The organism is Parasphingomonas zepuensis, from assembly GCF_036663735.1.
GTDB lineage: Bacteria > Pseudomonadota > Alphaproteobacteria > Sphingomonadales > Sphingomonadaceae > Sphingomonas.
In genome coordinates, this window is record NZ_JAXOJO010000001.1 from 821,477 (window position 1) to 834,479 (window position 13,003).

Below are 13,003 nucleotides of genomic sequence, written 5' to 3' on the forward strand. Positions count from 1 at the left end.
GTGCCTAGCCGAAGTTGGACTGTAAAACGCTTAGTGTCGCCGTTGAAAAAATTGCCCCCTAGTGTTGCGCCGCGGCAACAATCGTACAACGTGCTGCTGAGCTAAGATCCGGAGGATATATGAAGGTAGTTTACTCTATCCTGTTAGCCGCGCTCGCAGTGGCACCAGCAGTAGCGGGACAGGAGGTTCCGGCCCGAGCCCACGCATTCCAGCGGCTGGTCGATTGCCGCGCCATCGGCGACGCCCTCGCCCGCCTTGCCTGCTTCGACCGCGAAGTGGCGGTGCTTGACGCTGCCGAGAAAACGAAAAGTATCGTGATTCTGGACAAGGAACAGGTCCGCGATACGAAACGCACGCTGTTCGGCCTGTCGCTTCCACGTCTCAACCTCTTCGACGGCGGAGATGAGGCCAATCAGGTCGAACAGATCCAGTCCAAAATTACCTCCGCCCGCGAGGACGCGAACGGCTGGACCATCGGCTTGGCGAACGGCTCGGTCTGGCGGCAGATCGACGTCAGAGCGTTCTCCCGCTCACCTAAGCCCGGCCTTGACGCTATCGTGAAGCGCGCAAGCCTTGGCAGCTTTATGATGCGGATTGAGAGTGCGCCGGGCGTGCGGGTAAAGCGGATATTGTGATTTCGAAGGGCGCGGACGCACTTCCAAAGCGAAATCAGGGCGCAACGCTGCTCGCGTAAACTTTCTGTGCGACCCAAACCCTGCTTGGCCGGAGATCAATTCTCCGGACCAGTCCAGTGCGAGAAGGCGCGCGCCCTGATCCACCGCGTGGCGAGCCATTTGGTGCCCCGCACCACCGGCTCCCCGCTGTGGCGCATGGAAGGATCGGGCACCCCCGCGGCATCGACGTTCCTGAACAGGATCGCGTCGCCGGGCCGGGCAGTGATTTCCAGCCGGTGCGCGGGAAAGGTCGTGCGCCCCCCTTCGAAGCCCGCATTGAGATAAACGAGAACCGTCGCGATACGTTGATTCCGGGTATTCGTCAGAACATCGGAATGCAGTCGAAACTGTTGCCCGGGACGATAGCGCAACACCGTCAGCGGCTCGCCCTGCGCCGTGTCGGTACCGCTGATCGCCGCAATACGTTTATTGAGCGCCTGCACCACCAGGTCTTCGCGCGCTGGGCCGATCGGCGCCTCGTCTGCGGCCCGGATCGGATGTGCGATCCAGCGACCGGTGCGCGGATCGACTACTCGAGCCGGCGCGAGCATATCGACGGCAAGGTTCGCGACATGCGCGCATTCCGCCGGCGTGAACAGGCGCGGGAAACGCAGGATGCGCGATCCCGCGTCAAGCATTTCAGGTTCGGGCAAGCTGCCCGGATTGCCTTCCACATCGATCTGCATCGCATCGAACAGCTTGAGTTGGGCCTCGGCCACTGGATCGCTCACAGCGGCAGTTCGCAAAAGCGAGACGGCACCGGTCCAGTCCGGCGCGCCGCCGCTGCCGTTCGCGGTCAGCGCGATTTCCATCAGCGCTGCATCGACATGGCCGATCGAAACGGCTCTGCGCAGCAAGACGCGTGCCTTAACGAGGTCCCGCTGCACCGGATCCCCTGCCAGATGCCACACGGCCAGTTGCATCAGGGCGTCGACATCTCCTGCATCCGCGGCCCCGGTGAGCAGCGCAATCGCTTCCGCAATCGCGCCCGACGCGACAAGGCTATTGGCGTGGGTGACAGGCGTTTGTGACATCGCGCCCTTCTAACGGGATCGCAGGACAAAAAAAAAGGGCCGGAGGATATTCCTCCGGCCCTTCGATCATAATCGACCGATCAGAACTTCGCGTTGGCACCCACGAAGAAGAAGCGACCGCGGTTGTCATAGATGCCCGAGCCCGCGCCGATGCCGGTGAGGCCGTAAGGAGGCTTGACGTTGCCGATATTGGTGACGCCGCTGTAGAATTCGAACTTGTCGTTCACGTCATAGCTGGCACGAATATCGTTATAGGTCACCGTCGGATACTGCTCGATGACGGCATAATCCAGGTTCTGCGCCGGCTGACCATTGACGCCGTTATAATCCTCCCACGTGTTGAGGTACATCTTGTCCAGCCAGCGCAAGGTGTGGCCAATGGTGAACTTGCCGAACTGCAGGTCCGTCGCGATCCGGAAGGAATCGGATGGAATACCCAGTTCCCCATTCACGACGTTCTTGAAATTCGGCCGGGCCGGATCCGTAAAATCGTCACGCTGGATGGTGTGGCTCCACACGCCGTCAACGCTTGCCTTCAGGAAACCAAAGTCATGGTTGAAGGTGACGGTGGTGTCGATACCCCGCGCCTTGAGCTTGGCGTAGTTCTGCGGCGAATCGATGAAGGTACCATCGATGATGCGGTACGGCGTGCCGGTCTCGTCGCCAGCCGCATTGTCACGCTGGAACAGGGCGCAGAACTGATTGTCCAGCGAAGGCGCATCGTAGCAGGCGTTCAACGCCTGCTGCACCGTGGGCGAGGTGATCACGTCATCGACGGTGATGTCGTAATAGTCCACCGACAGGGTCAGGCCGCGCACGAAGCTCGGCTGATAGACGCCGCCCAGGGTCCAGGATTTGGACGTTTCCGACTTCAGGTTCGGGTTGCCGCCGCTGAGGATCTCCAGCGACGAGGTGAACACATAGTCGTACGTCGTCGGGATGCCGGCAGCCGCGCAATTGGCAGCGCGCGTGGACGAACCTGTGCCGATGTTGCGCAACGAGCAGGGATCGTTCGGCGCTGGCGTAAAGTTCTGCCCGGGTACCGAATACAGATCACCGAGATAAGGCGACCGTACCGACTTCGAGTAGGAACCGCGTAACAGCAAGTCGCTAACGGGCCGCCAAGTTATGCCGCCGCTATAAGCGTAGACCGTACCCACGCTGCCCTTGTAATCCGCGACCCGGGCCGATCCGTTGAGGGTGAGTTCCTTCAGCAGGAAAACGTCCTTGACCAGCGGAACGGAAACTTCAGCAAAGGCTTCCTTCACCTCGAAAGCGGGCGACTCGAATGCCGGGATCGCGTTGTAGAACGCGTATCCCGCCTGGGTCATGTCATCCAGATCGTAGGTCAGGGTCTCGCGGCGATATTCGCCACCGACCGAGAAGCCGATCGGGCCGCCAGGCAGTTCGAACAGCTTGCCGAGATTGCCCGAAACGAAGCCGCTCGCAACGAACTGAGTCGCCTTGCCAGTCGCGATCGTCGGCATCAGCAGATAGGCCTTGGCCGCATCGCTGACATTGCCCTGACCGAACGGGTTGAGCGGAACGCAGGCAGCGACGTCGGCCGCGAGCTGCGCTGGGTTGCCGCCAACATCCTCACCGGCATAAGCGCCGGTGACCTGCGAACGGCAGACGATCTGCCCCTGGGCATTCCGCGTCGTGTCAATCGCCAGCAGATAACGCTGGGTGTTGACGTTCCCAGTGATGACGTTGTGTTCCTTGTGCTCGCCATAGTTGACCGAGACTTCGTAGTTCCAGTCGTCGTTGAAGTCGCCGCGAACACCGGCCACCGCGCGGAAAACCTCACGCTTGATCTGCTCATCGCGCGTGCCGAGATCGACCCAGTTACGCTTGGACGAGAAACGGAAGGTCCCCGCCGCAACCTGCGCAAGTGCCAGGGCGGCGTTGGCGTCTGCCGCTGCCTGGGTGTTCGTCGCAGTCTTGTACGCAGTGCCCGTGTTGGGGTTGACGCCCGAATTGATAGCTGCCGTCAACTGCTGTGCGATCGTGGTGCGTGCAGCCGCCGACAGATAGGGGTTGTCGACCCGAATTCCCTCTCGATTCGTGAACGCGGTATTGCCCCCGCTGTTCGCATAGGAACGATCGGTGAAACCGGGGATTTCCGTGAAATCTCCCAGGGTCTGCCCCTGCGAGAAGAACGGGCCGCTCTGCGAGCCGGATGCTTCGGTCCGCACATATTTTGCTTCGAAGAACGGAACGAAGGCCGGCGAGATCTCGAAATGACCGAGCGCGTTGAAGACGTAGCGCTTCAGATCGGGCGACAGCACCATCAACTTGCCTTCGCGGCTGCTTGTGCCGTTGCCGCCGATGAAGTTGCCGTTCGGGCCAAGGCCAACGCGCAGCCCGGTCTGCCGGACGAGGTCGCCATTGGGCTGGAACACATAGGCGCAGGTGAACGACGAGCCCACTGCATCCACGCCGCAGGGCGCGCTAGGGCTATTGCCATAACGAAAGCCGAGCTGGCCACCGAGCGAGATCGTCGCGCTGCGGATATCGCGATAGTAGAAGCGATCCTTCACATCGTCGGCCGGCGCAGCGGCACCATCCGTGTCGACCACCACGAACCCGTCGTTCTGACGCAGGTTCGGACGGCCCGACGCGTAATAATCCTGCTGATGCGCGAACTCGGCGTTGATCGCGATGTTGCCGCGGCCTTCCGCGAAATTGGTGCCTGCGACCACCGAGATATACTGGTTGCCCGCGTCGCCATATTTGCTCACGCCCGTCTGGCCGTGGAGTTTCAGTCCCTGGAAATCATCCTTGAGGATGAAGTTCACGACGCCGGCGATCGCGTCCGATCCATAGATCGACGAATTACCGCCCGTCACGATATCGATGCGATCGACCAGGTCGGTCGGCAGCGTATTGATATCGACAGCGTTGCCGTTGTTGATGATGTCGGCCGTCACCTGGCGCCGGCCGTTGATCAGCACCAGGGTACGCGAGCGACCGAGGCTGCGAAGGTCGAGGAAGTTGAGGCCGCGCGTGCCGAGCCCCGAGGTGGAGTTCTGCGAGCCGAGCGAGCTGCGGAGCTGCGGCATCTCGTTGAGCACATCACCGATCGAGATACGGCCGGTCTGAAAAATCTGATCGGCGGGAACTGTGGTGATCGGCACAGGCGAATCGGCATTCGGCAGGCGAATGCGCGAACCGGTGACGATGACGGTATCGCCTTCATCTTCGACCGCATTGGCGGCCGTATCGCCCGCCGGGGTGGTTGCCTGCGCAAACGCCGGCGACGCAACGAATGCGAGCGACAGCGGCGCCACGGTGGCGAGCAACCGCAGCTTCCGCGCGAAAAGACTGTTCTGAATCACGTAATTTTTCCCTCGCTTGACCCTTCCGTCCGCATTTTCGCGATCCGGTGAAGTCGTTGCCAAGCCCCCGTCAACCGCACGCAATACGGCTCAAGAGACATGCCGGATTGATGGGGCAATCCGTCCGCGCCTGTAAAGGTGGCGTTCATCTTCGCCGCGCGGCTTTCGATTCATCTGTATCCAAAAAGACACAGAACCGACGTCTTTCTGCAGGATTCCAGCACTGGCGGGCAATATGGCGCTGTGGTCGCGAACGCCCGAACGATACCCGAACCGTTACTTCGCCGCCGGCATCGGCCCCGCGACAAGCAACGGATCGATCCGGGAATCCCGCCACTTCATGCTCCAATGGAGATGCGGGCCGGACGCACGTCCGGTCATCCCGATCAGCCCGACCAGCTGCCCGCGGCGCACCCGCTCGCCCACCCGGACGCTGATCTTCGACAGATGAAGGAAGGCGGTATTCAGCCCCATGCCGTGATCGATCATCAGCAGGTTTCCCTCCAGCGTGAAGGGGTGGTCCGCGGCGAGGATGACCACGCCGTCCGCCGGGGCCACCACCGGCGTGCCGGTCGGGCGGGCGATATCGAGGCCGGAATGATAGCTCCCGGCCTCGCCGTTGCGGTAGATGCGCTGCGATCCGAACAGCGTCGAGATCCGTCCAAGCACCGGCCACATGAAGGGCTGCCGCCAGCCCTCCGCATCCGTCACGATCCGGCGGGCGGCACTGATCTGGGCGAGCTCGGCTGGGCGCAGCGTCTCGAACACCGGCTGCGGGACTGGATATTTGGGCACGCTGTCGAGCCGGGAGATATCCCAGGCGCGCGGTGCAACGGTGAGCAGGTCGCGGACTTCGCGGCCGTCGTCGAGGGTCGCGACGAGCGTTGCGGTCGGCTTCGCATCACGGTCGAACGCGATCAGGAAACGGCCGTCCGGCGCGATCGGGATCGCGATTCCGTCGAAGGTGAGCGCAGCGGTGCCGCCAGGCGCGACGCCGGTCACCATCCCCCCCTGGATCATGCTGCCCGAATAGCTGAAACCGACCGGTACGCGCTGCGGCGGCGCAGTGGGTGGCGCCACGCGCGCAACGGGGACCGGGGTGGGAAGCGATGCCGGCACGGCGGCGCAGCTTGCGGCAATCATCAGCGCGGCGCCCGCCAGCACCCCGCGCCGGGCACGCATCATTGCGGCGTCAGTGCCTGCGTCGCGAGCTCGGGGGTGGCATAGGCTTCCTGCCGCGCGACGCTCCAGTAGCGCAACTCCTCGAGCGCGACGCGCTGGCCGGAAATCGCGCAGACGACATGATCGCCCGTCGACAGCACGCGGAAGCCATTGGCCATATAGTGGAGCCGGGCGGGGCGATCGGTATTGGACATCAACATCACGGTTCTGCTTACAAGAGGGTCGGCTGCTCGGGATTTTCCCTGTCATATGCCTTGCCGCCCGCGCGCTCAACCCGCGCATCGAGCGGCCCGTCCCGGAAGTGCAGCGTGATGGCGCCGGCGGTCCGGGCTGCCGCGCTGGTGGTGACCACCACGCCAGAAGGGCGCGCCGAGACCCGGACATAGCCGCGCTCCAGCAACCGGTCCGGATTGAGCGATTCCGCCAGGCGCCACGTCCGGTCGAGCCGGATCTTCGCATCCTCCAGCCGCCGGTCGAGCACTGAAAGGCGGAGCGCCCCGGCCGACCGATCGAGCACGCCGCGCGCCAGCGTCACCCGTCGTTCGAGCCCGCGATCGAGCCGCGCGCCGAGATCGTCGGCGCGCTGGCGCTGCGGGCCAAGCAACGCATCCCGCTTCGGGATCACCCGGATCAGCGCGTCGAGCCGCTCCCGCGCGCGCTCGTGATAACGCCGGGCGCAACGTTCGGTCCGCTGGCCCATCGCGGCCAGGGTCAGGCGCAGATCGGCCAGCACCGGCACTGCCATCTCGGCCGCGGCACTCGGCGTCGGCGCGCGCAAGTCGGCGGCGAAATCCGCGAGCGTGGTGTCGGTCTCGTGCCCCACAGCCGAGATGATCGGGATCGGGCAGGCGGCGATCGCCCGCACCACGATCTCCTCGTTGAACGCCCAGAGATCCTCGATCGAGCCGCCGCCCCGGGCGATAATGATCAGGTCGGGCCGCGGCACCGGGCCGCCCGGCTGGATCGCGTCGAAGCCACGCAGCGCCGCCGCCACCTCGGCCGCCGCGCCGTCGCCCTGCACCTTGACCGGCCAGACGAGGACATGCGTCGGGCACCGGTCCTCGAGCCGGTGGAGGATATCGCGGATCACCGCGCCGGTCGGCGAAGTGATCACGCCGATCACGCGCGGCAGAAAAGGCAGGACCTGCTTGCGGCGATTGTCGAACAGCCCCTCGGCGGCTAGGCTAGCCTTGAGCTTCTCGAGCAGCGCCATCAGCGCCCCCTCGCCCGCCAGCTCCATGCGCTCGATCACGATCTGGTATTTGGAACGGCCCGGATAGGTGGTGACCTTGCCGGTCGCGATCACTTCGATCCCGTCCTGCGGCTGGAACGGGATCAGCGACACCTGCCCTTTCCAGATCACGCCGTCGATCACCGCGCTGTCGTCCTTCAGACTCAGATAGGCATGGCCGGAGGCGACGCGCTTATAGCCCGAAATCTCGCCACGCAGCCGGACATGGCCGAACTCGCCCTCAACGACGCGCTTGAGCTTCATCGCCAGTTCGCCGACGCTTACCGGTGCAGCGTTGTCGCCCGACACCTCCTCGGCTAGGAGCCGCGCGGGTACGTCGGAAAAGGGGTCGGCCATGAATATCCTGCTGATCGGATCCGGGGGCCGCGAACATGCCCTTGCCTGGCGGCTGGCGCAATCGCCGCGCCTCACGAAACTCTTCGCCGCACCCGGGAATCCGGGCATCGCGGAACATGCCGAGCTGGTCGCGCTTGACCCGGCCGATCACCGCGCGGTGATCGATTTCTGCCATCGCCATTCGATCGGGCTGGTCGTGATCGGGCCGGAGGCGCCGCTGGTCGACGGGCTGGCCGACAATATCCGGATGATGGGCATTCCGGTTTTCGGCCCGAACAAGGCCGCCGCCCGGCTCGAAGGCTCGAAGGGCTTCACCAAGGATCTGTGCAGGCGCGCGGGCATTCCGACCGCCGGCTATGCGCGAGTCACCTCGCGCGACGGCGGTATTGCCGCGCTCGGTGATTTCGCGCTCCCCGTCGTGGTCAAGGCCGATGGTCTGGCCGCCGGCAAGGGCGTGACGGTCGCGATGAGCCGGGAGGAAGCCGAGGCAGCGATCGCCGAGCTGTTCGCGGTGCGCGGCGCCGAGGCCGTGATCGAGGAGTTCCTCGACGGTGAGGAGGCGAGCCTGTTCGTGCTGACGGACGGCGACGCGATCCTGCCCTTCGGCTCGGCGCAGGATCACAAGCGCGTCGGCGACGGCGATACCGGCCCCAATACCGGCGGCATGGGCGCCTATAGCCCGGCGCGGGTGCTCACGCCCGAGCTCGAGCGACAGGCGATCGAGGAGATCATCCTGCCGACCGTTGCGGCGATGAAAGCCGCGGGCATGCCCTTTTCGGGCGTGCTCTACGCGGGATTGATGCTGACCGCGCAGGGCCCCAAGCTGATCGAATACAACGCCCGCTTCGGCGATCCCGAATGCCAGGTGCTGATGATGCGGCTCGACGAGGATCTGCTCGAGCTGCTGCTCACGGTCGCCGAAGGGCGGCTCGGCGACCGCGGCCCCGCGCGCTTCTCGGCCGATACGGCGTTGACCGTGGTGATGGCGGCCAATGGCTATCCGGGCACGCCCGAAGCGGGCGGCACGATCGCCGGGATCGAGGCGGCCGAAGCGATCGGCGCCCTTGTCTTCCAGGCCGGCACGCGCCGCGACGGTGCGGCGCTGGTCGCGGCGGGCGGACGCGTACTCGCGGTCACCGCCACCGGCCCTGACGTGGCGGCCGCGCGGGATACCGCCTATGCCGCAGTCGACCTGATCGACTTTCCCACCGGCTTCTGCCGTAGCGATATCGGGTGGCGCGAGATCGCGCGCGAGCAGGGATGACGGTTCGGCAGTGGCGTTTGCCCGTCGTCGTGCGGTAAGGCAGCGTCCATATCAGCACGGAGCGTATCATGGACTCGACCACCGCCAGTCAGACCCCCGCAGGCGCGGCGATGCTGGGCACGATCACGACTGCCCAGCTCGTCCTGATCGCGCTTCTCGCGCTGGTCACGCTCATCGGCATCTGGTGGGGCGTAAAGCTCCGGCGCCAGCGCGCCACCGCTGCCCGGGATTTCGCCGCCAGCCGCGACGCCGCCGAGCTGGGATCGCCGGGATCGACGCACGCACCGGCTGAGCCGGCCAGCCCGCCGCCTTTGGCCGACGAACCGATCGCCGCCGCCGCGGCCTTCGACGCGACGCCCGCCTCGATCGCGGCGGATGTGCCCGAGCCTGCGCCAACGGAACCACCGGTGGCGGAGCCGCCGGTATCCGAACCCGCTACCTCGGATCTGGGCCAGCTGAAAGGTCTCGGCCCGAAGCTCGTCGCCAAGCTGGCCGAGCTCGGCATCACCGGGATCGACCAGATCGCCGCGCTCACCCCGGACCAGGCCGAAGCGCTCGATGCTAGGCTGGGCAATTTTCGCGGTCGCCTCGCCCGCGATCGCTGGATCGAGCAGGCCCGCCTGCTCAGCGCCGGCGACCGGGCCGCTTACGAAGCTGAATTCGGCAAATTGGGCTAGGCGCCAAGGGTCACAAACCGAGCTTCTTTTCCAGCCACCGCGCTGCCGCCTCAGGCGATGCCTTGTCGGTATCGCGATCCACCATATAGTTCGCCTCGCGCATCGCCTCGACGGGCACGTGGCCGATCAGCGGCGTCACCGCGGCGACGAACCGTTCATCCCGCGCGCGTTTCGGCGCGAGCAGCAGGATCGCGTCATAGCCCGGGATCGCGCCCTTCGGATCCGTCAGCACCGTCAGCTTGTCCGCGGCGATCCGGCCGTCCGAGGAAAAGGCCGGGATCACATCCGCCGTGCGGCTGGTCAGAGCGCGGTACATGAAGGTGGGCTGATAGGGATGGGCTTCCCTGAAGGACAAGCCATAGGCGCGCTTCACCGCGGCCCATTCGGGGCGTTCGAGGAATTCGATGTCGGTGGCGAGCCGGAGCTGCGGCGCCACGGGCACGAGATCGGAGATGCTGCGAATCCCGCGCCGCGCGGCATCGTCGCCCCGCATGGCGAAGGCATAGCTGTTCTCGAAACCGAGCGTGCCGAGCAGCCGGACGCCGTGGTTGCGCTGCGCCCAATCCGCCACGCCCTTCACGATCGCCGCGCGGGGCGGCACGTCGGTGCGCTTCATGCCGTTGGTCCAGACCGTGCCGGAATAATCGACATAGATATCGATATCGCCGCCCGCGACCGCGGAGAACGCGACGACCGAGCCAAGCCCGTCGCGATATTCGACGCGGTACCCCGCCTTTTCAAGGCGGTGGCCGATTACGCGGGCGAGGATATATTGCTCGGAAAAGCTCTTGGCGCCGATCACGACCGTCTCGCCGCCCTTCGGCCAGAGCGGGGCGAGCGCCGCGACTACGCCGAGCGCGAGCAGGGCCGCGGCGATCCATACGCGCACGAACCGGCGCAGCGCGATGCCGCGCTCGATCACGCCGAGCAGTGCATCGACCGCGAGCGCCAGCGCCGCCGCCGTGAGACAGCCGGCCAGCACCAGCGCCCAGTTCTGCGTCTGCAGGCCGGCGAAGATCATGTCGCCAAGGCTCGGCTGGCCGACCGTTGTGGACAGCGTGGCCGCGCCGATCGTCCACACCGCCGCGGTACGGATGCCGGCCATCAGCACCGGCGCGACCAGCGGCGCCTCGACCAGCCGGAGCTTCTGCCACGCCGTCATGCCGACGCCGTCGGCAGCCTCGATCACTGCCGGATCGATGCCGGCAAGCCCGGTCACGCCGTTCCGCAGGATCGGCAGCAGCGCATAGAGCGTCAGCGCGAGCAGCGAGGGCAGGAAGCCGAGCGCGGGAATGCCGCCGCCGACCAGAGTCGAGAGCGAGAGCAGCAGCGGATAGAAGAGCGCGAGCAGGGCGAGCGACGGGATGGTCTGTATGAGGCTGGCGAAGCCCAGCGCGATGCGGGCGACGGCGGGGCGCCGCGCCGACCAGATGGCGAGCGGCAGGCTGATGATCAGCCCCAGCACCAGCGCCGAAGCCGCCAGCAGAAGATGGGCGGCAAGCAGATCGGGCACGCGTGACAATGCTTCGAGGAAGGGACTCATGCGCCGCCCTCAAGCGCATGGAGCCGGCGCGCCTGTTCGCGCGGGACGGCGACCAGGGCATCCGCTTCGGCCCCGCCTTCGCCGGCGAGCAGCGCTTTCGGCGTGGCGTCCGCGACGATCTTCCCCGCGGCCATCACCAGCACGCGATCGGCGAGCAGCAGCGCCTCGGCCATGTCATGCGTGACCATGATGGTGGTGAGGCCAAGCCGGTCGTGCAGCGCGCGGATCGCGGCGCCAAGCTGGTCGCGCGTCACCGGATCGAGCGCACCGAACGGCTCGTCCATCAGCAGCAGCCCCGGCGCGGTGGCGAGCGCCCGGGCGACCCCGACGCGCTGGCGCTGGCCGCCCGACAGGGCATCGGGCATGCGCGCACCGAAATCGCGCGGCAGATCGACCAGATCGAGCAGTTCGGCGACCCGGCCGGCGCGATCGCGAGCGCCGGCCAGGCGCAGCCCGATCCCGATATTGTCGGCGACGGTCATGTGCAGGAACAGGCCGATATTCTGGAAGACATAGCCGATCCGGCGGCGCAGCGCGTGCGGCTCGGCACCGGTGACATCCGCACCATCGATCGCGATGGTGCCGGCGCTGGGCTCGATCAGGCGGTTGACCATCTTTAGCAGTGTCGATTTGCCCGATCCCGACGCGCCGACCAGTGCGACGAAGCTGCCCCCGGCGATGTCGAGCGACACGGCATCCACCGCGACCGTGCCGCCGGAATAGCGTTTCGCGACGCCATCAAAGGCGACCGAGGGGCCGGGCCGGTGCGGTGCTGCTGGCATCAGCACAGGTTGTGCGGAAAGCGGCGATGCGTCAAATCATGACGGTCACCCCGGGCCGGTTCAGGCCATGATAGGATGCGGAAGCACTTGCGGGCGACAGCGGAGGATATTGATGACCGGGCCGAAATCGATCTTCATCACCGGCGGCGGATCGGGCATCGGGCAAGCGACCGCGAAGCTGTTCGCCAGCCGCGGCTGGCGTGTCGGCCTGGCCGATGTGAATGCGGCCGGGCTGGCCGCGACCGCGGCGATGCTGCCGACCGGCATGGTCGAGACCTATGAGATGGACGTGCGCGACCGCGACGCCTGGGTGGCGAGCCTCGACGCCTTCACCGCGCCGGCTGCCGGCACGCTCGACATACTGTTCAACAATGCCGGGATCGGCACCGGCGGGCCGCTCGCCGAGATGAGCTTCGAGGATATCGACCGGACGGTCGCAATCAACCTGACCGGCGTGCTGAACGGCGCGCGGATCGGCTATGCCTATCTCGCGCGCACGCCGGGATCGTGCCTGCTCAACACCGCCTCGGCCTCGGCGATCTACGGCTCTGCCGGGCTCGCGCCTTATTCGATGACCAAGTTCGGCGTGCGCGCGATGACCGAGGCGCTCGACGGCGAATGGTATGGCGCCGGGATCAAGGTGCGCGATCTGATACCGAGCTTCATCGAGACGCCGCTGCTCAATTCACCGACCGGCGGATCGAACCGCTCGATCCGGGAATCGGTGACGGCGGCCGGGCTCGAGCTGACGCCGGTCGAGGCAGTCGCCGAGGCCGCCTGGGCCGCAGTACATGGCGACCGCCTGCACAGCTATGTCGGCAAGACCGCGCTGCGCATGGCGTTCGCCGCCCGCTGGATGCCGGGCAAGTTGCGCAAAATGATGCGACGGGGCGTAGCGCCAGTGAAATGACAGGATACGGG

Annotated in this window: 11 protein-coding genes; 4 read left to right on the forward strand and 7 right to left on the reverse strand. The window is 66.0% G+C overall.

The window, feature by feature from the left end:
• The first annotated feature begins 119 nt into the window (after positions 1-119).
• Positions 120-635, forward strand: coding sequence for a hypothetical protein (locus U1769_RS03945; RefSeq protein ID WP_332712222.1), 516 nt, complete (start codon positions 120-122; stop codon positions 633-635).
• 95 nt (positions 636-730) lie between these two features.
• Here U1769_RS03945 and U1769_RS03950 read toward each other — a convergent pair whose 3' ends face one another.
• The 5 genes from U1769_RS03950 to xseA all read right to left on the reverse strand — a co-directional run bounded on the left by U1769_RS03950 (position 731) and on the right by xseA (position 7,816).
• Positions 731-1,708 carry a 2OG-Fe(II) oxygenase gene (locus tag U1769_RS03950; RefSeq protein ID WP_332712225.1) on the reverse strand — a complete coding sequence of 326 codons (978 nt, stop codon included), beginning with the start codon at positions 1,706-1,708 and terminating at the stop codon, positions 731-733.
• Positions 1,709-1,788: 80 nt separating this feature from the next.
• Positions 1,789-5,046: a TonB-dependent receptor domain-containing protein gene (locus tag U1769_RS03955; RefSeq protein ID WP_332712228.1), complete on the reverse strand. Its 3,258-nt coding sequence runs from the start codon at positions 5,044-5,046 to the stop codon at positions 1,789-1,791.
• 276 nt (positions 5,047-5,322) lie between these two features.
• Positions 5,323-6,228: a peptidoglycan DD-metalloendopeptidase family protein gene (locus tag U1769_RS03960; RefSeq protein ID WP_332712231.1), complete on the reverse strand. Its 906-nt coding sequence runs from the start codon at positions 6,226-6,228 to the stop codon at positions 5,323-5,325.
• Entirely contained in the window at positions 6,228-6,428 is a 201-nt protein-coding gene (locus tag U1769_RS03965) for a DUF2093 domain-containing protein (protein ID WP_332712234.1), read from the reverse strand. Before U1769_RS03965 ends, U1769_RS03960 begins: the two co-directional genes overlap by 1 nt.
• Positions 6,429-6,439: 11 nt before the next feature.
• Entirely contained in the window at positions 6,440-7,816 is a 1,377-nt protein-coding gene (gene xseA / locus U1769_RS03970) for an exodeoxyribonuclease VII large subunit (RefSeq protein WP_332712237.1), read from the reverse strand.
• On the opposite strand from xseA, the gene purD reads away from it, so the two are divergent.
• Positions 7,815-9,080: a phosphoribosylamine--glycine ligase gene (gene purD, locus U1769_RS03975; protein ID WP_332712240.1), complete on the forward strand. Its 1,266-nt coding sequence runs from the start codon at positions 7,815-7,817 to the stop codon at positions 9,078-9,080. The two genes, xseA and purD, sit on opposite strands and share 2 nt — an antisense overlap.
• A 68-nt stretch (positions 9,081-9,148) precedes the next feature.
• On the forward strand, positions 9,149-9,757 hold the full coding sequence (locus U1769_RS03980; protein ID WP_332712243.1) for a helix-hairpin-helix domain-containing protein: 609 nt from the start codon (positions 9,149-9,151) through the stop codon (positions 9,755-9,757).
• A 10-nt stretch (positions 9,758-9,767) separates the two neighbouring features.
• Here U1769_RS03980 and U1769_RS03985 read toward each other — a convergent pair whose 3' ends face one another.
• Together U1769_RS03985 and U1769_RS03990 are read right to left on the reverse strand one after the other, a co-directional pair.
• Complete coding sequence (locus U1769_RS03985) at positions 9,768-11,300, reverse strand: ABC transporter permease/substrate-binding protein (RefSeq protein ID WP_332712247.1); 1,533 nt, start codon at positions 11,298-11,300, stop codon at positions 9,768-9,770.
• Positions 11,297-12,082: an ATP-binding cassette domain-containing protein gene (locus U1769_RS03990; protein WP_332712250.1), complete on the reverse strand. Its 786-nt coding sequence runs from the start codon at positions 12,080-12,082 to the stop codon at positions 11,297-11,299. The genes U1769_RS03985 and U1769_RS03990 overlap by 4 nt, the downstream gene beginning before the upstream one ends.
• A 112-nt stretch (positions 12,083-12,194) precedes the next feature.
• Here U1769_RS03990 and U1769_RS03995 point away from each other — a divergent pair, with 112 nt between their 5' ends.
• On the forward strand, positions 12,195-12,992 hold the full coding sequence (locus U1769_RS03995; protein ID WP_332712252.1) for an SDR family oxidoreductase: 798 nt from the start codon (positions 12,195-12,197) through the stop codon (positions 12,990-12,992).
• Positions 12,993-13,003 lie beyond the last annotated feature (11 nt).

Excerpts from the sequence above, each read along its gene's own strand:
- U1769_RS03945 (WP_332712222.1), top strand. The coding sequence starts at position 120 with ATGAAGGTAGTTTACTCTATCCTGTTAGCCGCGCTCGCAGTGGCACCA.
- U1769_RS03950 (WP_332712225.1), bottom strand. The coding sequence starts at position 1,708 with ATGTCACAAACGCCTGTCACCCACGCCAATAGCCTTGTCGCGTCGGGC.
- U1769_RS03960 (WP_332712231.1), bottom strand. The coding sequence starts at position 6,228 with ATGCGTGCCCGGCGCGGGGTGCTGGCGGGCGCCGCGCTGATGATTGCC.
- U1769_RS03965 (WP_332712234.1), bottom strand. The coding sequence starts at position 6,428 with ATGTTGATGTCCAATACCGATCGCCCCGCCCGGCTCCACTATATGGCC.
- purD (WP_332712240.1), top strand. The coding sequence starts at position 7,815 with ATGAATATCCTGCTGATCGGATCCGGGGGCCGCGAACATGCCCTTGCC.
- xseA (WP_332712237.1), bottom strand. The coding sequence starts at position 7,816 with ATGGCCGACCCCTTTTCCGACGTACCCGCGCGGCTCCTAGCCGAGGAG.
- U1769_RS03980 (WP_332712243.1), top strand. The coding sequence starts at position 9,149 with ATGGACTCGACCACCGCCAGTCAGACCCCCGCAGGCGCGGCGATGCTG.
- U1769_RS03985 (WP_332712247.1), bottom strand. The coding sequence starts at position 11,300 with ATGAGTCCCTTCCTCGAAGCATTGTCACGCGTGCCCGATCTGCTTGCC.
- U1769_RS03990 (WP_332712250.1), bottom strand. The coding sequence starts at position 12,082 with ATGCCAGCAGCACCGCACCGGCCCGGCCCCTCGGTCGCCTTTGATGGC.
- U1769_RS03995 (WP_332712252.1), top strand. The coding sequence starts at position 12,195 with ATGACCGGGCCGAAATCGATCTTCATCACCGGCGGCGGATCGGGCATC.